The organism is Nioella aestuarii (assembly GCF_050896395.1).
Classification (GTDB): Bacteria; Pseudomonadota; Alphaproteobacteria; order Rhodobacterales; family Rhodobacteraceae; genus Nioella; species Nioella aestuarii.
The window spans coordinates 1-23,077 of record NZ_JBPBBA010000035.1 but is presented as its reverse complement, the minus strand read 5'-3'; the positions used below and the strand labels follow the sequence as shown (position 1 = coordinate 23,077).

At 61.3% G+C, this 23,077-nt stretch carries 26 protein-coding genes and 1 pseudogene; 21 read left to right on the top strand and 6 right to left on the bottom strand.

The features are described from left to right. Positions 1 to 20: 20 nt before the first annotated feature. Genes hisG through hisS form a run of 3 tightly spaced genes read right to left on the bottom strand, consistent with a single transcriptional unit; the run spans position 21 to position 3,288 of the window. On the bottom strand, positions 21 to 710 hold the full coding sequence (gene hisG, locus ACROHD_RS16705) for an ATP phosphoribosyltransferase (protein ID WP_432679490.1): 690 nt from the start codon (positions 708 to 710) through the stop codon (positions 21 to 23). After that, entirely contained in the window at positions 707 to 1,813 is a 1,107-nt protein-coding gene (locus tag ACROHD_RS16700) for an ATP phosphoribosyltransferase regulatory subunit (RefSeq protein WP_432679489.1), read from the bottom strand. The genes hisG and ACROHD_RS16700 overlap by 4 nt, the downstream gene beginning before the upstream one ends. Continuing rightward, positions 1,810 to 3,288 carry a histidine--tRNA ligase gene (hisS, locus tag ACROHD_RS16695; protein WP_432679487.1) on the bottom strand — a complete coding sequence of 493 codons (1,479 nt, stop codon included), beginning with the start codon at positions 3,286 to 3,288 and terminating at the stop codon, positions 1,810 to 1,812. The genes ACROHD_RS16700 and hisS overlap by 4 nt, the downstream gene beginning before the upstream one ends. A 107-nt stretch (positions 3,289 to 3,395) precedes the next feature. Between hisS and ACROHD_RS16690 the strand changes: the two genes are divergently transcribed. The 8 genes from ACROHD_RS16690 to ACROHD_RS16655 all read left to right on the top strand — a co-directional run bounded on the left by ACROHD_RS16690 (position 3,396) and on the right by ACROHD_RS16655 (position 11,344). Further along, positions 3,396 to 3,599: a SlyX family protein gene (locus tag ACROHD_RS16690; RefSeq protein WP_127558310.1), complete on the top strand. Its 204-nt coding sequence runs from the start codon at positions 3,396 to 3,398 to the stop codon at positions 3,597 to 3,599. A gap of 149 nt (positions 3,600 to 3,748) precedes the next feature. After that, on the top strand, positions 3,749 to 4,780 hold the full coding sequence (locus ACROHD_RS16685) for a LacI family DNA-binding transcriptional regulator (RefSeq protein ID WP_432679486.1): 1,032 nt from the start codon (positions 3,749 to 3,751) through the stop codon (positions 4,778 to 4,780). Positions 4,781 to 4,873: 93 nt separating this feature from the next. Further along, positions 4,874 to 6,190 carry an ABC transporter substrate-binding protein gene (locus ACROHD_RS16680; RefSeq protein ID WP_432679485.1) on the top strand — a complete coding sequence of 439 codons (1,317 nt, stop codon included), beginning with the start codon at positions 4,874 to 4,876 and terminating at the stop codon, positions 6,188 to 6,190. Between the two features lie 151 nt (positions 6,191 to 6,341). Then, positions 6,342 to 7,208: a carbohydrate ABC transporter permease gene (locus ACROHD_RS16675; RefSeq protein ID WP_432679483.1), complete on the top strand. Its 867-nt coding sequence runs from the start codon at positions 6,342 to 6,344 to the stop codon at positions 7,206 to 7,208. 13 nt (positions 7,209 to 7,221) lie between these two features. Then, positions 7,222 to 8,052: a carbohydrate ABC transporter permease gene (locus ACROHD_RS16670; RefSeq protein WP_432679482.1), complete on the top strand. Its 831-nt coding sequence runs from the start codon at positions 7,222 to 7,224 to the stop codon at positions 8,050 to 8,052. Positions 8,053 to 8,064: 12 nt separating this feature from the next. Next, the gene (locus tag ACROHD_RS16665; RefSeq protein ID WP_432679480.1) at positions 8,065 to 9,069 is read left to right on the top strand and encodes an ABC transporter ATP-binding protein; all 1,005 of its coding nucleotides are present in this window, start codon (positions 8,065 to 8,067) and stop codon (positions 9,067 to 9,069) included. Further along, positions 9,066 to 9,839 carry an L-iditol 2-dehydrogenase gene (locus tag ACROHD_RS16660; protein WP_432679479.1) on the top strand — a complete coding sequence of 258 codons (774 nt, stop codon included), beginning with the start codon at positions 9,066 to 9,068 and terminating at the stop codon, positions 9,837 to 9,839. The genes ACROHD_RS16665 and ACROHD_RS16660 overlap by 4 nt, the downstream gene beginning before the upstream one ends. Before the next feature lie 11 nt (positions 9,840 to 9,850). Then, entirely contained in the window at positions 9,851 to 11,344 is a 1,494-nt protein-coding gene (locus ACROHD_RS16655) for a mannitol dehydrogenase family protein (protein ID WP_432679478.1), read from the top strand. Here ACROHD_RS16655 and ACROHD_RS16650 read toward each other — a convergent pair. Further along, complete coding sequence (locus ACROHD_RS16650) at positions 11,341 to 12,336, bottom strand: fatty acid desaturase (RefSeq protein WP_432679477.1); 996 nt, start codon at positions 12,334 to 12,336, stop codon at positions 11,341 to 11,343. The genes ACROHD_RS16655 and ACROHD_RS16650 overlap by 4 nt on opposite strands. A 152-nt stretch (positions 12,337 to 12,488) precedes the next feature. Further along, positions 12,489 to 13,709, bottom strand: a complete 1,221-nt coding sequence (locus ACROHD_RS16645) for an MFS transporter (RefSeq protein WP_432679518.1) — start codon at positions 13,707 to 13,709, stop codon at positions 12,489 to 12,491. Positions 13,710 to 13,884: 175 nt separating this feature from the next. Between ACROHD_RS16645 and msrA the strand changes: the two genes are divergently transcribed. The 3 genes from msrA (at position 13,885) to ACROHD_RS16630 (ending at position 16,029) form a co-directional block, all read left to right on the top strand. Continuing rightward, positions 13,885 to 14,535 (top strand): peptide-methionine (S)-S-oxide reductase MsrA, encoded by a 651-nt coding sequence (gene msrA, locus ACROHD_RS16640; RefSeq protein WP_432679475.1) that lies wholly within the window; start codon positions 13,885 to 13,887, stop codon positions 14,533 to 14,535. 208 nt (positions 14,536 to 14,743) lie between these two features. Continuing rightward, positions 14,744 to 15,610: a 50S ribosomal protein L11 methyltransferase gene (locus ACROHD_RS16635; protein ID WP_432679474.1), complete on the top strand. Its 867-nt coding sequence runs from the start codon at positions 14,744 to 14,746 to the stop codon at positions 15,608 to 15,610. A gap of 68 nt (positions 15,611 to 15,678) precedes the next feature. After that, entirely contained in the window at positions 15,679 to 16,029 is a 351-nt protein-coding gene (locus ACROHD_RS16630) for a hypothetical protein (protein ID WP_432679472.1), read from the top strand. 66 nt (positions 16,030 to 16,095) lie between these two features. On the opposite strand, the gene ACROHD_RS16625 is transcribed toward ACROHD_RS16630, so the two are convergent. Next, positions 16,096 to 16,296 (bottom strand): DUF1127 domain-containing protein, encoded by a 201-nt coding sequence (locus ACROHD_RS16625; protein ID WP_432679471.1) that lies wholly within the window; start codon positions 16,294 to 16,296, stop codon positions 16,096 to 16,098. Between the two features lie 337 nt (positions 16,297 to 16,633). Between ACROHD_RS16625 and ruvC the strand changes: the two genes are divergently transcribed. The 10 genes and pseudogenes from ruvC to ACROHD_RS16575 all read left to right on the top strand — a co-directional run. Further along, positions 16,634 to 17,137, top strand: a complete 504-nt coding sequence (gene ruvC, locus ACROHD_RS16620) for a crossover junction endodeoxyribonuclease RuvC (protein WP_432679470.1) — start codon at positions 16,634 to 16,636, stop codon at positions 17,135 to 17,137. Beyond that, the gene (gene ruvA, locus ACROHD_RS16615) at positions 17,134 to 17,799 is read left to right on the top strand and encodes a Holliday junction branch migration protein RuvA (RefSeq protein WP_432679469.1); all 666 of its coding nucleotides are present in this window, start codon (positions 17,134 to 17,136) and stop codon (positions 17,797 to 17,799) included. Before ruvC ends, ruvA begins: the two co-directional genes overlap by 4 nt. A 1-nt stretch (position 17,800) precedes the next feature. Beyond that, positions 17,801 to 18,829: a Holliday junction branch migration DNA helicase RuvB gene (gene ruvB / locus ACROHD_RS16610; protein WP_432679468.1), complete on the top strand. Its 1,029-nt coding sequence runs from the start codon at positions 17,801 to 17,803 to the stop codon at positions 18,827 to 18,829. Between the two features lie 19 nt (positions 18,830 to 18,848). Further along, positions 18,849 to 19,682, top strand: coding sequence for an Ivy family c-type lysozyme inhibitor (locus ACROHD_RS16605; RefSeq protein WP_432679467.1), 834 nt, complete (start codon positions 18,849 to 18,851; stop codon positions 19,680 to 19,682). A 12-nt stretch (positions 19,683 to 19,694) separates the two neighbouring features. Continuing rightward, positions 19,695 to 20,330 carry a hypothetical protein gene (locus ACROHD_RS16600; RefSeq protein WP_432679466.1) on the top strand — a complete coding sequence of 212 codons (636 nt, stop codon included), beginning with the start codon at positions 19,695 to 19,697 and terminating at the stop codon, positions 20,328 to 20,330. Positions 20,331 to 20,414: 84 nt separating this feature from the next. Continuing rightward, positions 20,415 to 20,819: a GFA family protein gene (locus ACROHD_RS16595; protein ID WP_432679465.1), complete on the top strand. Its 405-nt coding sequence runs from the start codon at positions 20,415 to 20,417 to the stop codon at positions 20,817 to 20,819. Between the two features lie 112 nt (positions 20,820 to 20,931). After that, entirely contained in the window at positions 20,932 to 21,333 is a 402-nt protein-coding gene (gene ybgC / locus ACROHD_RS16590; protein WP_432679464.1) for a tol-pal system-associated acyl-CoA thioesterase, read from the top strand. A 121-nt stretch (positions 21,334 to 21,454) separates the two neighbouring features. Continuing rightward, entirely contained in the window at positions 21,455 to 22,147 is a 693-nt protein-coding gene (gene tolQ / locus ACROHD_RS16585; RefSeq protein ID WP_432679462.1) for a protein TolQ, read from the top strand. A 3-nt stretch (positions 22,148 to 22,150) separates the two neighbouring features. Next, positions 22,151 to 22,633, top strand: coding sequence for an ExbD/TolR family protein (locus tag ACROHD_RS16580; RefSeq protein ID WP_432679460.1), 483 nt, complete (start codon positions 22,151 to 22,153; stop codon positions 22,631 to 22,633). Between the two features lie 6 nt (positions 22,634 to 22,639). Then, positions 22,640 to 23,077: pseudogene (locus tag ACROHD_RS16575) on the top strand (hypothetical protein); the annotation flags it as partial.

The following is a 23,077-nucleotide window of genomic DNA, read 5'->3' as shown; positions in this document are numbered from 1 at the left end:
CGGTGCTGCAGCTGATTGCTTCACCCGTGCAGGTGGCCCACCAGCTCTTCCAGTATCTCTTTGTTTCCGTTGGACCAATCTGCCATGCGCGACTTGAACAGCACGGCCTGGCTGCGATGGATCAACCCGCCAGGCAGGATCTTCAGGTGATTGGCGCGAAGGGTTTCGCCGGTCGAAGTGATGTCTGCGATGGCCTCGGCCGTCAGGTTCTTGACGGTGCCTTCGGTTGCGCCCTGGCTGTCGACAAGCTGGTAGTCCGCCACCCCCGCATCGCGCAGGAACTCTCTCACCAGCCGGTGGTACTTGGTGGCGATTCGCAGGCGGTGACCGTGACGGCGGCGGAAATCTGCGGCCGCCGCATCGAGATCGTCGAGCGAGTTTACATCCACCCAGAAGGCCGGCACCGCGATGATCAGGTCGGCATAGCCGAAGCCCAACGGCTGCAATTCCTTCACCACATCCTGCCAAGCCGGGATGCGTTCGCGCACGAGGTCGCTGCCAGTGACGCCCAGGTGAATGCGCCCTGCCTGCAATTCGCGTGGGATTTCACCGGCGCTGAGCAGCACGAGATCCACATCCGCCCCTTCGACCTGCGCCGCATATTCCCGGTCCGATCCGCTGCGGCGCATCTCTATGCCCCGGTCCGCGAACCAGTCGAAGGTCTTTTCCATCAGTCGGCCCTTGGAAGGCACCCCGAGTTTCAGGGTCATGCCAGACCCTCCCGCAATTGCTGCACCAGTTCAGGACGGATGACGCCGCCGACTGCCGGGATTTCCTGCCCGCGCCCAAGCACGCGCGTCAGCGCGTCATAGCGCCCGCCGGTGGCAACAGGGGGCAGGTCGGGGCGGCCCTCGGCGATGAAGCCAAAGACAAAGCCGTCATAATATTCCAGTGTCGTGCGACCGAAGCTTGCCTCGAAGGGCAGATCCTCGATGCTGATCCCGGCAACCGCAAGCGCATCCATGCGTCGCGCCATGCGATCTACGGACGGGGCCATGCCCGGCAGATCGACAGTGATGTCCCGCAGATGTTGGTGCGCGTTCGGCAGGGTTTCCCGAAGGCCGAGGATGACGTCGAGGACTTCTGCCTCACTGCGGCTGATAGGCGGCTCTGCGGCATCGGCTTGAAGATGGGCGATACGAGCGAGCACGTCGTCGCGACTGCGCAAGCCGATTTCGGGGCCAGCCCCATCGATACTGGCTTCGGCCCCGTTTTCGGTGACGCGATCCAACAGCGTCTTGCGGGCAGCGTCCATATCGACCCGGCCGGTGAACCGGTCCAACAATGCACGGAAGCGGCGCGGCCGCCAGATATGGCGCATCAATGCACCCTTGCGGCGTTCGGTTGTGGTCAGGGTTTCGACGGCAGCTTTCAGAATGCCGATATCGCCGGTCGCGGGGCGCAGCCCGAGAGGCGACAGCACTTCGTTGAACAGCGAAAACACCTCGGCATCCGCGCGTTCGGGGTCTTCGCGGTCGAAAAGCTCGTATCCCACTTGGAGATACTCGGAGGCGCGACCAGAATCGGCCTGCTGTTTGCGGAAGACCTCGCCCAGATAGGTGTAGCGCGCCGGTTCACCGCCATGTTCCATATGGGTCTGCACCACCGGCACCGTGAAGTCGGGGCGCAGCATCATCTCGCCCCGGTTGGGGTCTTGGGTGACATAGGCCCGCGCGCGGATGTCCTCGCCATAAAGGTCCAGCAGCGTATCCGCCGGTTGCAGCAGATCAGCGTCGACCGGCATTGCACCGGACGCTTTGAAGAATGCAAAGAGCCGCTCAGCTTCGGCCCGGACGGTGATCTTATCGGTCATTTGCCCCGGTCCAGAATGGCGCGGACTTCCATGACGAGATCCTCGCGCGGAACCTCCCGCTGCGCGGGTTGGGATTTCCATTCCTCAAGGCTGGCTTCCTGTGCGATCTGTGCGCCAAGGATCAGGTCCTTGATCTGCACGACGCCACGCGCCGCCTCGTCCGAGCCTTGGATAACCGCCACCGGGCTTTCGCGTTTGTCCGCGTATTTCAACTGGTTGCCGAAATTCTTGGGGTTGCCCAGATAGACCTCGGCCCGGATGCCCGCATTGCGCAACTCGGTCGCCATGCGCTGATATTCCGCCATCCGGTCGCGATCCATCACGGTCACGACCACGGGGCCTTGCGCGGTGCCGCCGATCCGGCCCTTTTCGCGCAGCGCGGCCAGCAGCCGGTCGACCCCGATGGAGACACCCGTCGCAGGCACCGCCTGCCCGGTGAAGCGCTTGACCAGATCGTCATAGCGCCCGCCGCCTGCAACGCTGCCGAACTGGCGCGGGCGGCCCTTGTCGTCGAGCACCTCGAAGGTCAGCTCCGCCTCGTAGACCGGGCCGGTGTAATAGCCGAGCCCACGCACGACCGAGGGGTCGATGACGATGCGGTCGGGGCCGTAGCCTTGGGCGTCGAGCAGGGAGGCGATGGTTTCGAGCTCCTCGACGCCTTCGGCGCCGGTGGTGGACTCACCGATTGCGGCACGGAGATTTGCCAGAGTTTCCTCTGCGTTTGCTCCCTTAGATGTCAGGAACGCGATCACCGGTTCAGCCTGTTCGTCGCTCAGCCCCACACCGTCGATATAAGCGCCCGACGCATCGAGCCGACCCTTGCCAAGCAGTTCCCGGACGCCTGCTTCACCCACCTTATCGAACTTATCAATGGTGCGCAGAACGTTGTTGCGAGTGTCTTCTTCATCCCCCACGCCCATGGTTTCCAGCACACCGGTCAGAACCTTCCGGTTGTTCACCCGCACGATGTAATCCCCGCGCGGGATGCCCACGGCCTCCAGCGTGTCGGCGAGCATCGCGCAGATCTCGGCGTCGGCGGCGACGGAGGGCGCGCCCACGGTATCCGCGTCGCATTGGTAGAACTGGCGGAAACGGCCCGGCCCCGGTTTCTCATTCCGCCACACCGGCCCCATGGTGAAGCGGCGGTAGGGCGCGGGCAGGTCGTTGCGGAACTGCGCGGCAACGCGGGCCAGGGGCGCGGTCATGTCATAGCGCAGCGCCAGCCATTTTCCGTCGTCTTCCTCTTGCCACGCGAACACGCCCGCATTGGGGCGATCCACGTCGGGCAGGAACTTGCCAAGCGCTTCCACGGTTTCCACGGCAGAGGTTTCCAGCGGATCGAAACCGTAGCGATGATAGACCTCGGCGATTGCGTTCAGCATCTGGTTGCGCTCGGTCACTTCCGCGCCGAAATAGTCGCGGAATCCCTTGGGCGTCTCTGCCTTGGGGCGGGGCTGTTTCTTTTGCTTGGCCATGTCTGCCATCCGTTCGGATCCGGGGTTCACCGGGCGTTTAGCTTGGGGGGCGCTTGGGGGCAAGGCGGCGGGCTGGCCTTTCGGCTAAAACCCTGTAGGAAGAGCATATGAGCGACACAACACATCTTGAAGAAACACTGGCCCACCTGACCCGTCAGGTCGAGGACCTGTCTGACGTCATTGCCCGGCAGGACCGCGAGATTGCCGTGCTGACCCGCCGGGTCGAGATGCTGATGAACCGCGAGGCGGAGCGGGAGCTGGATCAGGGCGGCACTGTGCCACTGGCCGACCAGAAGCCCCCGCATTGGTGAGCAAATCGCGCGCACCAGCTTGACGTTTCATGGCGGGGCTGCCTACCTTAATTAGCAGAAATTTTTACGCGCGGCATGTTTGATGCTCTGCTGTCTGCATGAACCTGGGGTCTGGAGCCCGGCTTGGGTTTAAAGGGAAATACCGGCGAATGAGTGACCGCAAGATCAGGAATATGGAAGAGTTCGCCGCCGTCAGTGGCATCTCGCGGCCAACCGTTTCCAAGTATTTCAACGATCCTGACAGCGTTCGTCAGACCACGCGCGCCCGGATCGAGGCGGCGCTGGAGCAGTATGACTACCGCCCAAATGTCTATGCCATCAATCAGAACCGTCGACTGACCAAGAACCTCGGAATCGTAGTGCCCTACCTGGCCGACCCGTTCTTTGCAGAGATCGCCCGCAATATCGAAACACTGTGCATCGAGGCCGGGTTTCGACCGATCCTTCTCAGCTCGCACGGGGAACGGTCCCAAGAGATCGATAATCTGGACAGTCTCCGGTCGTTGAAACCTGCCGGTGTCCTTTTAGCTCCGCTTGGTCGGGCGTCGGACAAGTCCACGATCGAGCGGTTCTGCAAAGATGTGCCGACGGTCCTGTTCGACAGTAATATCGAAGGAATGGGCGAGGCTTTTGTTGGGTCCGACAATGTCAGTTTCGTCAATCAGACCGTTGATTATCTGATGCGCAGCGGCTCACCGCCCTGTTTTCTGGAAATGCGCACCCCGGCAAACCCGAACGCCAACAAACGCCGAATTGCATATATCGCCGCCATGGAGCGGCACGGCCAGGAACCGGTTGTGGTCGGGATCGAAGGCGATGGTTGGGCCTTTGAAGAAATCGGGCGGCAGGGGACTCATGCGGCCATTTCGGCCGGAGATTTCAGAACCGATACCATCCTGTGCTCGAACGACCGACTGGCCATTGGAGTTTTGTCAGCCTGCTATGAACGGGGGCTGAAAGTGGGGCGCGGCGCGGATTGCGACCTGCGGGTTGCATCCCATGATGACCATCCGTTTTCCCGGTTTACCTGCCCGGCTTTGACCACGGCGGCGCATGACTATGCCAATGTTGCGGGCAATAGCGTCGAGACTCTCTTGGAGCTGATCGATAGTGGGGGCCGGTTTGCGACCCGAAGGGAAAGATTGTTTTCCGCACATTTGGTTGTCCGGGCGTCTGCCTGATCAGTCAAAAATTTACGCGCGTAAAATTTATGTTGACGCGCGTATGATTCTCTCTCATGGTGCAGCGCATTACATCCATCAAGGGAGGACAGGATGTCTTTGAAGACTCTTATTCGCGCCACCAGTGCGCTTTCGCTTTGCCTGACCGCGTCTGCGGCCCTGGCAGATGGTCATGGCGCGACCATCACCATCGCCACCGTGAACAACGGTGACATGATCCGTATGCAGGGCTACACCGACCAGTTCACCGAAGCGACCGGTATCGCGGTTGAATGGGTGACGCTGGAAGAAAACGTTCTTCGCCAGCGTGTGACCACAGACATCACCACCAATGGCGGTCAGTTCGACATCATGACCATCGGCATGTACGAAACCCCGATCTGGGGTGCCAATGGTTGGCTCGTGCCGCTGGATGGCCTGTCGGAAGAATACAACGTCGACGACATTCTGCCCGCCATGCGCGGCGGTCTGAGCCATGAAGGCACCCTCTATGCTGCGCCCTTCTACGGCGAAAGCTCAATGGTCATGTACCGCACTGACCTGATGGAGGCTGCTGGCCTTGAGATGCCCGAGGCACCGACCTGGGAATTCATCCGCGAAGCTGCGGCTGCAATGACCGACCGCGAGAATGACGTGAACGGGATCTGCCTGCGCGGCAAGCCCGGTTGGGGTGAGGGCGGTGCCTTCATCACCGCGATGTCCAACTCTTTCGGGGCCCGTTGGTTCGACATGGACTGGAACGCCCAGTTCGACACGCAGCCCTGGCTCGACACGCTGACCTTCTTCGAAGGCATGATGAGCGAAAGCGGCCCTGCCGGTTATGCCACCAATGGGTTTAACGAGAACCTGTCGCTGTTCCAGCAGGGTCTGTGCGGCATGTGGATCGACGCCACCGTTGCAGCGTCCTTTGTGACCAATCCCAACGACTCGGAAGTCGCGGACTCCGTCGGCTTCGCGCTGGCGCCCGATAACGGTCTGGGTGTGCGGTCCAACTGGCTGTGGGCCTGGGCGCTGGCGATCCCCGCCGGTACGCAGCAGGCGGATGCGGCGCTTCAGTTCATCGAATGGGCCACCTCGGCCGACTACATCGAACTGGTTGCCGAGAACGAAGGTTGGGCGAATGTCCCGCCGGGTGCACGCACCTCGCTCTATGAAAACCCGAACTACATCTCGGTTCCTTTCGCGCAAATGACGCTGGACTCGATCCTGTCGGCTGATCCGAACAACTCCACCGTTGAACCCAGCCCGTATGTCGGCATCCAGTTCGCGGCGATCCCGGAATTTGCAGGCATTGCCTCTGAGGTGAGCCAAGAGTTCTCGGCCTTCTACGCCGGTCAGCAGACCGTCGAAGAAGCCCTTGCGAACGCACAGGCGATCACCAGCGAAGCAATGGAAGCTGCGGGCTACTAAGGCCGGTTACTTCCTCCCTGGGGGGCGGCCCTCATCCGCCCCCCAACCCCTTCTTTCCCGAATTGTCGGCGCGCGACTGGCCGACCTCCATTCCCCTTGGCATTCTGAACCGAAGACGCATCGCGCACGGTCAGAAAGAGAGGATCCCGTCATGGCTACCCAGCATTCCCGCTCCGCCGCCCGACTGATGATGGCCCCTGCGGTTTTCCTGCTTCTGGTCTGGATGCTTGTCCCGCTGTCGATGACCCTCTGGTTCTCGATGCGGCGTTTCCTTCCGCTTCGCGGCGGCGACCAGGGATTTGTCTGGTTCGAGAACTACACCCGCTTCATCTCTTCCAGTGCCTTCTGGCCTTCGGTTCAGACAACGCTGATCATCGTCGGTGGCATCCTGCTGATCTCTGTCGTCTTCGGCATTCTTCTGGCGCTGCTGCTGGATCAGCCGATGTGGGGGCAGGGGGTTGTCCGGATCCTCGTGATTGCGCCTTTCTTTGTGATGCCGACCGTATCTGCCCTGGTCTGGAAGAACATGTTCATGGACCCGACGAATGGCCTGTTTGCCCATCTGTGGCGCGCGTTCGGGGCCGATCCGGTGGTCTGGCTTAGCGATGCGCCCCTGTTTTCCATCATCCTGATCGTGTCCTGGCAATGGTTGCCCTTCGCGACGCTCATTCTGCTGACCGCGATCCAGTCGCTCGACAGCGAACAACTGGAAGCCGCCGAGATGGATGGTGCAGGGCGCCTGTCCCGCTTCGGCTACATCATCTTGCCGCATATGAGCCGCGCCATCACCATTGTCATCCTGATCCAGACGATCTTCCTGCTGTCGATCTTCGCGGAAATCTTCGTGACGACAGGCGGGGCCTTTGGATCGCGGACCCTGACCTACCTGATCTACCAGCGTGTGCTGGAAAGCCAGAATGTGGGTCTCGGCAGTGCCGGTGGTGTCTACGCCATCATCCTCGCCAATATCGTTGCGCTGTTCCTGATGCGCATCGTCGGCAAGAACCTGGACGCCTGAGGAGGACCTGACCATGGCACGTGCCGTTTCCAATCCGCGCAAGGCGCTGAACACCGCAATCGCCTGGGGTATCGGTCTGCTGATCTTCTTCCCGATCCTGTGGACCATCCTGACCAGCTTCAAAACAGAGGCAGAGGCCATCGCGAACCCGCCGGTCTTCCTGGCCTTCGACTGGACGCTGGAAAACTATGCCGTCGTGCAGGAGCGGTCGAACTACATGCGCTTCCTGTGGAACTCTGTGTTCATTGCGGGTGGCTCGACCATCCTTGGGGTGATCATTGCGGTTCCGGCGGCCTGGTCCATGGCTTTCGTGCCCTCGAGGAGGACCAAGGACATCCTGATGTGGATGCTTTCGACCAAGATGCTGCCCGCTGTTGGGGTGCTTTACCCGATCTACCTGTTGTGCATTCAGCTTGGGGTTCTGGACAACCGGTTCGCGCTTGTCGTGATCCTGATGCTGATCAACCTGCCGATCATCGTTTGGATGTTGTACACCTACTTTAAGGAAATCCCCGGCGAGATCCTCGAAGCCGCGCGGATGGACGGAGCCTCTCTGAAAGAGGAAATCCTTTATGTCCTGACGCCCATGGCCGTGCCGGGTATCGCATCCACCCTGCTGCTGAACTTCATCCTGGCCTGGAATGAGGCGTTCTGGACGCTGAACCTGACCGCGGTCGATGCGGCACCGCTGACGGCCTTCATCGCCAGCTATTCCAGCCCGGAAGGCCTGTTCTTCGCCAAGCTGAGTGCGGCGTCCACAATGGCCATCGCTCCGATCCTCATCCTTGGCTGGTTCAGCCAGAAACAACTTGTCCGTGGCCTGACCTTCGGCGCCGTCAAATAAGGAACCAAGAACATGGGACGCATTACGCTTGATAAAGTCCGCAAGGCCTTCGGCGAAGTCGAAGTCATCCCGCCGCTGGACCTGACTATTGAAGACGGTGAATTCGTTGTCTTCGTCGGCCCCTCGGGTTGCGGCAAGTCCACCCTTCTACGCCTGATTGCGGGGCTGGAGGACGTCACCGATGGTCAAATCCGTATCGACGGTGAAGACGCCACGATGGTGCCGCCCGCCAAGCGCGGTCTTGCCATGGTGTTCCAGTCCTACGCGCTTTACCCGCATATGTCGGTGCGCAAGAACATTGCCTTCCCGATGAAGATGGCGGGACTGCCGCAGGACGAACAGGAGCGTCGGATCGAGGCCGCTGCCAAGGCACTGAACCTCACTGATTATCTGGACCGCCGCCCTGGTCAACTTTCTGGCGGTCAGCGCCAGCGCGTCGCCATCGGTCGCGCCATCGTGCGTGAACCGGCGGCCTTCCTCTTTGATGAACCGCTGTCCAACCTTGACGCGGCCTTGCGCCACGGAATGCGGCTGGAAATCAGTGAGCTGCACAAGCGGCTGGATACCACGATGATCTATGTCACCCACGACCAGGTCGAAGCGATGACCATGGCCGACAAGATTGTGGTCCTTCAGGCCGGTGTCATCGAACAGGTTGGCAGCCCGCTGGAGCTCTATCGTGCCCCACGCAATCTGTTTGTGGCGGGCTTCATCGGCTCGCCGAGCATGAACATCCTGACCGGCGAAGAGGCCGCCAAGCGCAACGCCACGACCATCGGTGTCCGGCCTGAACATATCTCGATTTCGACCACGGACGGGGCCTGGAAAGGAACCGTCGGCGTTGCCGAACATCTGGGGTCAGACACTTTCCTGCATGTCCATCGCGACATTGGCGGCGATCCGATGACCGTCCGCGTAGACGGAGAGTTCGGGGCCAAGCACGGCGACACCGTCTGGCTGACCCCGCAGGAAGATCAGATCCACAGGTTTGATGCTCAGGGGTTGCGCATCGCATGACCCGACTGGCAGGAAAGACGGCGTTGATCACCGGCGCGGCGCGGGGCATCGGTCTGGCATTTGCCAGGGCCTATGTGGCTGAGGGCGCGCGGGTGGCCATTGCCGATATCGACATCGAGCGCGCGCACGCCTCGGCTGCCGAGATCGGTGATGCGGCGATTGCCGTTAAGATGGATTTATCCGATCAGTCCAGCATTGAAGCAGCCGTTGCAGAAACCGTCGGGGCGCTTGGCAAGATCGACATTCTGATCAACAACGCCGCGATCTTTACCGCTGCGCCGATCGTGGACATCACCCGGGCGGACTATGAACGGGTGTTTCAGATCAACGTCGCGGGTGCGCTGTTCACCCTACAGGCCGTGGCAAAGCATATGATTGCGCGCGGTCAGGGCGGCAGGATCATCAACATGGCCAGCCAGGCGGGGCGTCGCGGAGAGGCCCTTGTCGGGGTCTATTGCGCATCCAAGGCCGCCATCATCAGCCTGACCCAATCGGCGGGACTGAACCTGATCGAGCACGGGATCAACGTGAATTCCATCGCCCCCGGTGTCGTGGATGGTGAACATTGGGACGGCGTCGATGCCTTCTTCGCCAAATATGAAAACAAGGCGCCCGGCCAGAAAAAGCGAGAGGTCGGCGAAGCCGTCCCCTTTGGACGCATGGGCACCGCAGAAGACCTGACCGGCATGGCCATCTTCCTGGCCTCTGCCGAAGCCGAATATATCGTCGCTCAGACATACAATGTCGACGGCGGCAACTGGATGAGCTGAGGGGGTCGGCCATGGCCAGCGCTGTACATAAGACCACATCGGGATTGACGGCCCTGTCAAACGCGACGCTGTCTGATCTGCCAGAAAACGTGGTGCGTCCCGGTTTTGACCGATCCACGCTGTCGCCAGGGATCGTTCACATCGGTGTCGGCAATTTCCACCGTGCGCATCAGGCGTGGTATCTGAACCGGCTTATGAAGGCGGGGCTGGCGCAGGATTGGGCGATTGTTGGCGCTGGCGTTCGACCCTACGACGCGACGATGCGGGATAAGCTGTTGGCGCAGGATTGCCTGACAACGCTGATCGAGCTTGATGCAGATCACCGCTCGGCAGAGGTCATCGGGTCGATGATCGACTATGTCCCTGTGGCCGAAGACAACGCCCCTCTGGTTGCGGCCATGGCCGACCCTGCCATTCGCATCGTTGCCATGACGGTGACAGAAAGCGGGTATTTCCAGACGGCTGAAGGTCTTGATACCGGTCATCCTGACATTGTCCACGACGCAACCCATCCCAATCGGCCTCGCACGGCCTTCGGCGCGATTATCGCGGCGCTGCGTCTGCGACGTGATGCAGGTGCCGGGCCGTTTACGGCGTTAAGCTGTGACAACCTTCAGGGCAACGGCGCCATTCTTCGCCGTGTTGTCCTGGGGCTGGCCCGGATGTCTGACCCGGCCTTGGCCGACTGGATCGAGCACCAGTGCAGTTTCCCCAATTCAATGGTGGATTGCATCGTGCCCGCGACCGGCGAACGCGAGCTGGACTTCGCCCGTGCCTTCGGAATTGGTGACGCTGTTCCGGTGTCGCATGAAGCATTCCGGCAATGGGTGATCGAGGACGATTTCTGTGCCGGACGCCCGCCACTGGAACAGGCTGGCGTGACGTTCTCGGACTCGGTTCATGACTATGAGATGATGAAGTTGCGCATCTTGAATGCAGGCCATCAGGTGGTTGCGAATGCAGGTGCGCTGCTTGGATTGGAGACGATCGCCGAGGCGACGACCCATCCGGCGGTCGGAGCGTTCCTGAACAAGGTGCTGAGCACCGAGGTCGCCCCTCATGTGCCGTCCGTGGCCGAGTTCACCCCGGCGCAGTACATCACCCTGATCAATCGCCGCTTCTCCAACCCTTCCATTGTCGACACCACCCGGCGCGTCGCTTTTGACGGCTCCAGCCGCCATCCAGGCTTTGTGCTGCCCTCGCTGCGCGATGCGTTGGCCGTTGGCGGAGAGTTTTCGGGCCTTGCCCTGGCTGAGGCGCTTTGGGCCCGCTACTGCCTTGGGGTGACTGAAGCGGGTGCGGTCATCGCCGCGAATGATCCGCAGTGGAGCTCTCTGACCGCCCGCGCGCAAGAAGCCGCAACCCGACCGCAGGCCTGGCTGGAAATGCCTGCGATCTATGGCGATCTGGCCAATGATGCGCGTTTCGCCTCGGAATTTGTGGGCTGGATGGAGCTGATTGGCGCGAAAGGCGTCGAAGCCGCACTCGCCGCCTATACCGCCTAGCCAGGCATCCATTCCGACAGCCGCCAGATGGATCGTTGGTTCCGCGGAAACGGCACAAGCCTTTCCTGGTCCTCGTCCCACAGCTTCAGGGAAAAGCTCCGAAGCGCCTCGGGCCAGTTGATCGTCGGCAGCCCGAACTGATCCCGGATCGCCCTATGGCATTTTCGCAGACGGTAGCTGGGGATATTGGCGTTGAAATGGTGGATGTCATGATAGGCGATGTTGCCTGTTGCAAGGTCAAACCAGCAGCCAAGATCCAGTGCCGAGGATCCTTGAAGCGCCGCCATGTCATGGCGGAGATCGGGGCGGCGATCCCAGTAGGTGTCTTCAAAATTATGCTGAAGATAGACCAGGAAGACCCCGGAACAGGCCGCTACGAAGACGGTTGCGAGATAGACCATCAAGGCAGGTGTCCCGCCGAGCCAATAGAGCAGCCCGATCCAGCCCAGTAGCAGGGCGTCATGCACAAGCACACCGGCAGGGCCCACTTTCATGGTGTTCTTGGGCCAGCGATAGCGCAAAGCGTAAACGAAGATGCCCCCGATTGGGATCAGGATCAGTGGGTTGCGGTAAAGCCGGTAGAACAGGCGGGATTTCCAATTCGCCTCGTTCCATTCCCGCAAGGTCATGGTGTGGATTTCGCCTGACCGCCGTTCTTCCAGATCGCCAAGAAACTTGTGGTGTTCATTATGATTGTACTGCATCGCACGGTACGGCGTCAGTGTGAAGGTGGACAGCCCATAGCCCGCCCAATCGTTCATCCATCTTTGAGAGAACAGCGACCTGTGCCCGCAATCGTGCTGCAGCACATAGAGCCGGACACCCGCGAGCGCGTTGATGACCACCAAGGGGACCACCAGTGCCCATGCATCATAAGAGTAAACGGCAAGGTAGAGTGTCAGGAAATATACGGCAAAGGTGCCGAAATAACTGGCCGAGGCAAGCGCGTCGCTGCGCTCGCAGTAGGCGCGGGTGACTTCTCGTATCGACATCAAACCGGTCTCTTCTCTGTTTGTTCGGAGGGGCCGGTCAGGCCCGGTCCCTCGCATCAAAGATGTGGGTGTCGCGTAGCCATTTCAAATTTTGGTGACAGTAAGTTAACGGAATTTCCCGCTCCGGTCGACTCTGGCGCGTTTCTCAGGCGTCAGGCCGCTACAGGAGCCGTGCGGCGCGGGCGCGATTGCAGCAGGATCAGAAGCATTATGCCAATGTTCAGGACATTGAAAACGATGCCATTTATGAACGCCCATTGGTAATTGCCGGTGACATCGTAGATCCAGCCTGACATCCAGCCGCCGATGGCCATCCCGCCGATGGTCGACATCATCACCAGCCCGACCCGTGCACCGGCCTCTCTCGGGGGCAGGTATTCACGCACGATGATCGCGTAGCTCGGCACGATCCCACCCTGGCTGAGCCCGAACACAAGGCTGACGATATACAGCGAAGTAAGCCCAGATGTCGGCAGGTAAAGAAACAGCGCGATGCATTGAAGGGTAGAGCCAATAAGCAGCGTCGTCACGCCGCCAAACCAATCGGCCAGCGCCCCGGAGACCAACCGCGAGGCGACACCGCCAAACAGCATAAGCGACAGCATCTCGGCCCCGATGGCAGGCCCGTAACCAAGGTCTGTGCAGTAGGCAACGATATGAACCTGGGGCATAGACATTGCCACGCAACAGCCGATCCCCGCGATCGCCAGCAACAGGGTCAATGTGTTGGGCGAGAAGCTGACTGCACGGGCGCGCAACGCAGCGGACTGTTCGGCCTCCGCGCGGGCGGCCTCGGGCACGCGGGCGCGCAAAAGCAGCGAAAGGGGGATCATCACGACCAACGTCACAACGGCCAACACAAGATAGGCGCTGCGCCAGCCCTGGGTGGCCAGGATATCGGCCAGGATCAGGGGCCAGATCGCACCGGAAAGGTAGTTGGAGGATGCGGCGATGGCCACGGCGATCCCCCTGCGGCGCAGGAACCAGTGCGAGACATCGGCGATCAGCGGTCCAAAACAGGTGGCAGTGCCAAACCCGATCAGCAGCTGCAAAGCTGAAAGCGTGGCAATGTTGGGGGCGATGGCCGCCCCGGCAAACCCGGCTGCAATCAAACCGGACGCCGCGATCATCGAGGTTGTGATCCCCCACCGGTCCACGGCCCGCCCGATGAAATAGTTGCCAAGGGCGAACCCGATCATGGTCAGCGTGTAAGGCAGGGACGCATCTCCCCGGTCGACATTGAATTCGGCTTGCACGGCAGGAAGGATGACGATGATCGCCCACATACCGACATTGCCCACCAGCCCGATGGTCAGTGAAATGGAAAGCCGCAGCCAGGAGGCGCGCGAGTCGAGGGTGGAGGCGGGCGTCATGGCGTGGACGTTAGGCGTGGTTTCGGGGATTGGGAAGCGAAACGATGCGGTTGCAATGATCTTCGTGATCGCGGTGTCGTGATCCATTGCAAGCAGTGGTCTATCTGGTCGCGGGATGGCTTGCGCCCCATCTATGGACGGATGCATGGTGATCGAAGCGAAAGGGAGATGCGCGATGTTCGGTTTCAGAACGAAAAAGATGGAAATGGTCACGGCTGCCGAGGCCCTGCCGGGACGCGCAACCGCGATCCCGACCGCGGAGACTCATTTCGTGTCCGGTCGCCCGCTCACAGCAAAGGTGCCCGAGGGAATGGACGTTGCCATGTTCGGCATGGGCTGTTTCTGGGGTGTCGAGCGGATGTTCTGGAAGCTCGATGGTGTCTGGCTGACCATGGTGGGCTATGCGGGCGGACATACGCCCAATGCAACCTATGAAGAAGTCTGCACAGCGCGCACCGGCCATAACGAGGTGGTGCGGGTGGTCTATGACCCCGCGGTCATCAGCTATGAAGCCCTTCTGAAAGTGTTCTGGGAAAACCACGACCCGACCCAGGGTATGCGGCAGGGCAATGATATGGGCACCCAGTACCGGTCCGGGATCTATACGTTTTCGGAGGCGCAGCAGCAGGCGGCCACAGACAGCCTGCCTGCCATGCAGGCGCGGCTGAAAGCAGCGGGGTTCGGCGCGATCACCACCGAGATCCTGCCCGCGCCGGAGTTCTACTTTGCCGAGGATTATCACCAGCAATACCTGGCCAAGAACCCGTCGGGCTATTGTGGGATTGGTGGCACGGGCGTGACCTGCCCCATCGGTCTCGACGCCTGACGGCGCCGATCGGGGAACGGGCCAGCTCAAGCCCCCTTCCGGGGGCCCTCGCCGCCCCGTGCTGCCGCAGAATGGGTGAGAGGTTGGTGCGGGAATGAGATGGCCTTGCTGGCCGCCACGGCGGTGGTGAGTATCTGCGCAAAGAAGAAGGGCGATTGTGTTTTGCCGGACGTGGGCCTAAGTCGAGGCGACCGCCAGGAGATCGCCAATGCCCACCTTCACCGCCCTGACCACCCTGAAAGCCCGCGAAAATGCCGAAGCCCTTGGCCTTGCGCTTGAGGAGATCGAGCCCGAAGCAACCGGCGTGGGGGTCTTCGAGATGGAAGATGGATCGGGCCTGTGGGAAGTCGGGGCCTATTTCACCGAAGCGCCGGATGACGTCGCGCTTGCGCTGCTGGCAGCGGCCCATGACGCGAAACCCTTCGTCGTGTCGGAACTGCCAGAGACCGATTGGGTCGCGCATGTGAAGCGGGAATTGCATCCGGTGGAGGCCGGGCGGTTCTTTGTCTATGGCAGCCATGATGCGGACAAAGTGCCGGAAGATTGCGTGCCTTTGCTGATCGAGGCGGCGATGGCATTCGGAACCGGGCATCATGGCACGACGAAAGGCTGCCTTGAGGCTCTGGAACGGCTCATACAGGCCGGTGAGGTCAAGCAGAACACCGTCGATATCGGGTGTGGCACTGCCGTGCTTGCGCTGGCGGCGGCCAAGGTCTGGCCCGCGCCGGTGATGGCGTCGGATATCGACGAGGTCGCGGTTGACGTGGCCGAGGCCAATGTCGCGGCCAATGGTGAAGCCGGTCGGGTGCGCTGCCTGGAAGCGACCGGATTTGATCATGCCGAGCTTCATGCAGCTGGGCCTTTTGACCTGATCTTCGCCAATATCCTTAAGGGCCCTCTGGTAGAACTTGCCCCCGATGTGGCCGCGCATTGTGCCGAAGGTGGGCATGTCATTCTGTCGGGGCTACTGAATGAGCAGGGTGATGACGTAGTGGCGGCCTACGAAGCCCAGGGACTGACCCTGGAGCACCGGGCGGAGCTAGGTGAATGGACAACGCTGACCCTGCGGCGCTGATCGGCACAGTTTTGACTTAATTTGATGTATAATCCGTGCGTGGGTGGGGTCGGCGCAAGAGGTGCCCCATGGATGCCAACTACAATCGGTTTCAGGAACGACTTCGCAGGCTCGATCATTCGTCGCTGGCCGATGATCGCGGCGTTGTCGTTCTGCCTGATGGTCTTGTGGTGCCGCGGCGGCGACAGATCCGCCTGTCTTTTCCGTGGCGAAGCCTGGCATTGGCGGTGATCTGCTGCTTTCTGCTAAAAGGGTTCATGATCTGGCATCAGGGTGAAGCTCAGTATTCTGCGCGTCTCGCGGATCTCTCTGATCAGACCGCCGGTCATCAGGCTGCGGCCTGGATTCTGTCGATGGATCCGGTGTCCAGCTGGATCGGCATGGCCCTGACAGACACGCTTGGCCGTCCGCCGGTCTGATCCCGAAACGAAAGAAGCCGCCCCGATATGGAGCGGCTTCAGACGGAGAGAGAAAAGAGAGAAATCTCAGCGATAGATGCCGGTGGCAATCGCGTCGATATCGCCACGGTGCAGGCCCAGATCGTCCAGTTCACGATCGGAGAGAGCCTCCAGCGCTTTGCGGGTCACGCGGGCGTCGTTCCAGGCTGCAATCCGACCCACGAAAACGGAGAGGATCGAGGCGACGCTGAAGCCGGCGTCAACGGTACGGTTGGTCACGGTAGCCATCTGAATGTTCCTTCCAGATAAGGGGTTGAGTTGCGAAGTGTTCGCTTTCTGAAGCGGCACTTAGGAGGGTGATCCGCACTGAGCAATACTGATTTTCGCATGGGTCATATGCAGTTTTTGCATAGGTCGAAATCTGACGTAACGGCATGAAATTTCGACGAAAATTCGCCATTATTTCTGTCGGAACCGGATTAGCAATTTGTCCGAAATCGACATCACCGCCAGCGCGTGTCGCATTTGTTTTAGCAGAGGGCGAAAATCGACTTTGTCTGGTCAATGTTCTTGTTTCGTGCTAGTGCTGCAAAAAAGTCGCAAGAATTTTGTGGGGTCGGGCAGCATGAGGATCATCGGGATCGATCCAGGGCTTAGAAACATGGGCTGGGGCGTGATCGAGTCGCGGGGATCGCGACTCAGCCATGTGGCGAATGGCACCTGTCACAGCGAGGGCAAGGATCTTGCTGCGCGGTTGTTGTCGCTGCACCGGCAATTGTCAGAGGTGCTGGACCGCTGGCAGCCGGACCAGGCCGCCGTGGAACAGACCTTCGTGAACCGCGACGCGGTGGCGACGCTGAAACTGGGGCAGGCACGCGGGATTGCGCTGTTGGTTCCGGCGCAGGCGGGGCTCAGCGTGGCTGAATATGCGCCGAACGCGGTCAAGAAGACGGTGGTGGGCGTGGGCCACGCGGAAAAGCGGCAGGTCGAGCATATGGTGAAGATGCAACTGCCCGGTGCGAACCCCTCCAGCCCCGATGCGGCGGATGCGCTTGCCATTGCCATCTGTCATGCCTTTCATGCGCAGACCGCGGGCCGTTTGGCCGCGGCAGTGGAGGCAGGGCGATGATCGGCAAACTGACAGGCCGGGTGGACTACAAGGGCAGCGATCACGTGCTGCTGGATGTGAATGGCGTGGGCTATGTCGTCTATTGTTCCGACCGAACGCTGGCGGGCCTGCCGGGGCGGGGTGAGGTCGCGGCGCTGTTTACCGAATTGCTGGTCCGCGAGGATCTGTTGCAGCTTTTCGGCTTTCCGACGCTCTATGACCGGGAATGGCACCGGCTGCTGATCTCCGTGCAGGGCGTGGGGGCCAAGGCCGCGATGGCCATTCTGGGCACATTGGGTGCGGAAGGTGTGGCGCGCGCTATTTCATTGGGAGATGCGGCGGCGGTCAAGGCCGCACAGGGTGTCGGACCAAAACTGGCGCAAAGGGTGGTGATGGAGCTTAAGGACAAGGCGCCAGGTGTCATGGCCATGGGCGGTGACGTGCTGGAGGCTTTGGGCGATGCCCCCGCGGCGACGCCCGCCGGACAACCCGACATAACCGCACCGGCCAAGGCGCGCCCATCCTCATCCTCTCAGGCCGAGGCCCTTTCGGCGCTGAAGAACCTGGGCTATGCCCCGGCAGAGGCCGCGATGGCGGTGGCGCAGGCGGCAGGGGATGACCCGGCTGCCGAAACCCCAGCCGTGATCCGCGCCGCTCTGCGTCTGCTGGCCCCGAAGGATTGAGATGACAGACCCCGACCCAACCTTGCGCGCGACGCCCTTGCCCGAGGATCAAAGCCCAGATCGCGCCCTGCGACCGCAGGAACTGAGGGAATTCATCGGCCAGGAAGAGGCGCGCGCCAATCTGCGGGTGTTCATCGAAAGCGCCCGGCGGCGGGAAGAGGCGATGGACCATGTGCTGTTCCACGGCCCCCCCGGTCTTGGCAAGACGACACTGGCGCAAATCATGGCACGGGAACTGGGCGTGAACTTTCGGATGACTTCAGGTCCCGTTCTGGCCAAGGCTGGCGACCTCGCTGCGATCCTGACAAATCTGGAGGCGCGCGATGTTCTGTTCATCGACGAGATTCACCGGCTGAACCCGGCGGTGGAGGAAGTGCTTTATCCGGCGCTTGAGGATTTCGAGCTTGATCTGGTGATCGGTGAAGGCCCCGCCGCGCGAACGGTTCGGATCGAGTTGCAGCCGTTTACTCTGGTCGGGGCGACGACCCGGCTTGGCCTATTGACCACCCCATTGCGCGACCGCTTTGGCATTCCGACCCGGTTGCAGTTCTACACGGTACCGGAACTGCATGAGATCGTGACACGCGGCTCTCGGATGTTGGGTATTCCTTCTGATCCCGAAGGTGCGTTGGAAATTGCCCGCCGCGCCCGCGGCACCCCCCGCATCGCGGGCCGATTGCTGCGCAGGGTGGTGGATTTCGCGCTTGTGGAAGGCGACGGTCGCCTGACGAGAGAGATTGCCGACAGCGCCCTGACCCGGCTTGGGGTGGATCACCTCGGCCTCGACGGGGCCGACCGGCGTTACATGTTGCTGATGGCAGAGAATTACGGTGGTGGCCCCGTGGGTGTGGAAACCATGGCCGCCGCCCTGTCGGAAAGCCGGGACGCGATTGAGGAGGTGATCGAGCCCTTTCTGCTTCAACAGGGCTTGATTGCCCGCACGCCGCGCGGAAGGATGCTGGCATCCAAAGGCTGGTCGCATCTGGGTCTTGCAGCCCCGGTGCCCCCCGAACAGGGCAGCCTGATCTGACCCTTGCGGGAGTATTGCCATGATCCGTTTTCTCAGTGCAGCCATTGTTGCCCTGTCGGCCAGCACAGCAAGCGCCGATGTCCAGTTCGGCAGCTATGATCAGTTCCAGACCCGTTTCGGCGCGGCCTCGGTCGTGGGCGAACGCCCCAGTCAAGGGCTGGTGGTCTCTGGCGCGACCCTGCCGGTTGAGCTGGATTATATGTGGGAAATCCTCGGGGCCTGGGCCCTTGAGGGCGCGGATCATGACTGGCTGCTGGCCACGCATCACCATGGCGGCAATATGTGTGGGCCGGGGGTGACTGTGATCCGCGTTGCGCAGGGTACGGTCCAGGTGATGGGCGAAACTGGGGCTTGTGAAGGCGCGGTCAGCGATATGCGGGTTCTGCCCGACGCGCTGGAACTGGATATTTTCGCTGACGGAATGCGGCAGCAATTCACCACCTATCGGTTCAGCGATGCCGGCATGGAAACCACGCCAGGCGAGCAACCCTTCGCGGGCACCCCCGCTGGTCCCGGCGCGGATGCGACCCGTTGGGTGGGCGAGCACCCCTATTCCATCTTCCGCGATCCCGGTGAACGTGCCCGCTTTCTGACCATTATGACCGAGGATCAGATCCGTGACCTTTCTGACCGGATCGGCCCGGCCAACAGCGTCATCCAACGCGGCGATTGGGTGCTTGGTGCGGGCTGCATGGCGCATGCGTGCAATATCTCGGCGGGGGCCTGGGGCATCCGCATTTCTGACGGGGCGGCCGCCGCGGCGATTTACGAGTCTGGCACAGCCCCGCAGGTCTATGGCCCTGCCGCTTATGATCCGGTATTCGCGGGCTGGATGGCGGAAAACAATCTGTAAGGAGCCCCAGGAATGGATGCCGACGCGGTTACGCGCCTTTTTACCCGGTCTGACGGACGATACCTCTTTGCCCGGTGGGGCAGGCCCATTGTGCCGGTGGTTTTCGGGGTGGAGGATGCGACAGTCAGCATCCTGAAAGGCGCGATCGAGGCGGTGGTGGCACTGGCCGGCCACAAGATGGCCGAAACCGACCCGGAACTTGGCGCGAACCTGATGGTGTTCTTCTTCCGGGACTGGGACGAACTGACGGCAACGCCAAATCTCGACCGGCTGATCCCCGACCTGCCCGCCACCGTGGACCGGCTAAAAGCGGTGGACGCCAACCAGTATCGCAGCTTCCGCTTCGATGACACCGGCGCCATTCAGGCGGCGTTCGTCTTTATCCGCATGGATGAGGAGATGTCGAAAGTCCCTGCGGAAACCATCGCGCTCAGCCAGGTTATTCAGGTGATCCTGCTTTGGTCAGACAGCGCCTTTACCGATAGCTCCCCCCTCGCTGCCGCGCCGGGCCAGCCTGCGGTGCTGAAACCCGAGATCGCCAACGTGATCCGCGCAGGCTACGACCCGGTGATGCCGGTGTGTGCCAACGACCCAAGCCACGGGCTGCGACTGGCGGCACGGGTAGGGGCGCTCGGCCATGGAGGCTGATCCGAGTGATCCGCCAAGAAATCGTCGCGTTCAAAGCCTGAATGTGCCACCCTGATCCCCAAGATCGAGCCAGAGAGGGGCACCATGCGGGTGGATGGGGGATGCTTATGCGGATACATCCGCTACGAAGCTGAGATCGATGCCGACCGGGTGGCGATTTGTCATTGCCAGGATTGTCAGGTGAATTCCGGCGCTGCGTTCGGTCTTGTGGCAGGGGTTGTAGGTGGCGCGTTCACGCTGCTGTGCGGGGAACTGGCGTCGTATAATAAGATCGCGGAAAGCGGGCGCATCCGAAAGCTCAGTTTCTGCCCAACCTGCGGCACCCGTATTCACGCTTGCACCGAAGACGACCCGACAGCGTTTTTCGGGCTACGCGTCGGCACCATCCGGCAGCGCGCGGTGCTGACCCCGAAAGTGCAGGTATGGTGCAAATCGGCCCTGCCCTGGGTGCCCGACATGGCATCCATTCCCATACGCGAAGCCCAGTAGACCGGATTGAGGCCTGACTTCCGTCACTGCATTACGCGCCGCTCGCCTTTGCCTACCGCAATGTACTATGTCTCGCCACATGGCCACAGGCGTTAACGTTGCAGGAAATCGCATGACCCATCTTTTCCACACCCGCGTCTATTATGAAGACACCGATCTGGCGGGCATCGTCTATCACGCCAATTACCTCAAGTTCATCGAACGGGCCCGGTCCGAGATGGTGCGCGAGGCGGGGATTTCGCAAACAATGCTGAAGGCCGAGCGGGGGATCGTTTTTGCCGTCCGGCGGATGGAGATGGATTTTATTGCACCCGCCCGATTCGAGGATGATCTGAGGGTCGAAACCCGTCTGACTGGTGTCAAAGGAGCCAGTTTCGACCTCGAACAGGTGGTATATCGGGGCAATGACAGGCTCTATGCGTCCACTGTTCAGGTGGTTTGCCTGACGGATTCCGGCCGTGCGGTGCGGATTCCGGCGGATATCCGCCAAAAGCTGGTTACGTTTCAGCAGTGAAACCGACAGTGAAGCAAGCCAATGGTGTTTGCTCTTCCTCTTTGCTAAATTCCCTTCCAAATGAGATGCCGCAAGCAAGATGGCATCCGACTAGAGGCCGGGCAGATAGGATACGCACTTCATGGAAACCGAAACGCTGAGCATGGCGCAGGAGATGGATTTCTCGCTGCTGGCCCTGTTCTTCCGCGCAAGCTTTGTCGTCCAGCTCGTCATGGTGATGCTGTTCGCCGCGTCGATCTGGGTCTGGGCGATTGCCTTCCAGAAATTCTCTACCTACCGGCTGTCGCGCCGCCGGGCCGCGCAGTTCGACGCGGCCTTCTGGTCGGGTGAGCCGCTGGACGAGCTGTTTGACAAGGTGGCCGAACGGCCCCGGTCGGCCTCTGAACGGGTGTTCGTTGCGGGCATGACCGAATGGCAGCGCAGTTTGCGCGATGACGGGGCGCTGATCCCCGGCGTTCAGCAACGCGTCGATCGGTCGATGGACGTAGCGATCGGACGAGAGGCGGAGCGGCTGACTTCCGGGCTCAACTTCCTTGCCACGACCGGTGCGACCGCGCCGTTCATCGGGCTTTTCGGAACGGTCTGGGGGATCATGCGGTCATTCCAACAGATTGCGATGTCGGGCAACACCTCGCTTGCGGTCGTGGCACCGGGCATCGCAGAGGCGCTGCTGGCGACCGGGCTTGGCCTTCTGGCAGCTATTCCTGCGGTGATCCTTTATAACAAGCTCTCTGCCGATGCCGACCGGCTGGTTGCGGGGTACGAGGGCTTTGCGGATGAATTCTCTACCCTCCTGTCGCGGCAATTGGACTGATCCATGGGTGCCGGAGTAAAACAAGGGCAAACTGGCGGGCGCAGCAGGCGTGGCAACCGCCGGTCCCGCCACGCCGCAATGTCAGAGATCAACGTCACGCCCTTCGTGGACGTTATGCTGGTTCTACTGATCGTGTTCATGGTTTCGGCCCCGCTGATGACCGTGGGAGTCCCGATTGAGCTGCCGGAAACCGCAGCAGAGCCTTTGCCGGGTGAGGAGGAGGAGGAACCTCTTGCTGTGACGCTGACGGCTGACGGGCAGGTGATGATCCAGACCACACCAGTCCCGATGGAGGAACTGGTGACGCGCCTTCAGGGGATCGCCGCCGAACGGGACAGCAACCAGATCTTCCTGCGTGCGGATGGGGCCATTCCCTATGCGGATGTCATGCAGGTCATGGGTGCTCTGAACGCTGGCGGCTTCCGAGAAATCGGATTGGTCACGGATGCTGGTGGCCCGCGTCTAGATGCACAGGATGGGGAGTGACGGCCAATGCGGCGTGCGCTCTATGCCTCCAGCGGACTTCACTTCGGCGTGCTCATCTGGGCACTGATCGGGGGAAGTCTGTTCACCGACACGGAGGAAGAGCCGTTCGAGTTGACCGGCGTGACACTGATCTCGGCTCAGGAGTTCGACGCGATGTTCGAAACTGTGGTGGCAACGCCCGCCGTGGTTGAACAACCAACGCTTCCCACACCGCCTGCACCCGAGATAAACGAGCCGACACCGCCCACGCCAGAAGCGGCGGCACCTGAAAGCACGCCGCCCGAGGCCGTGCCGGAACCGCCCACGGAAACGCAGCCCGACATGTCGGCTTTGGCACCTTTGCCAGATACCGACGTGCAGGCCGAAGTAGCGGCCTTGCCAAGCCCGCCTGCGCAGGATGTGACTGCCCCTCCCTCTGACACGCCGGCCCCAAGCGAAGCGCCG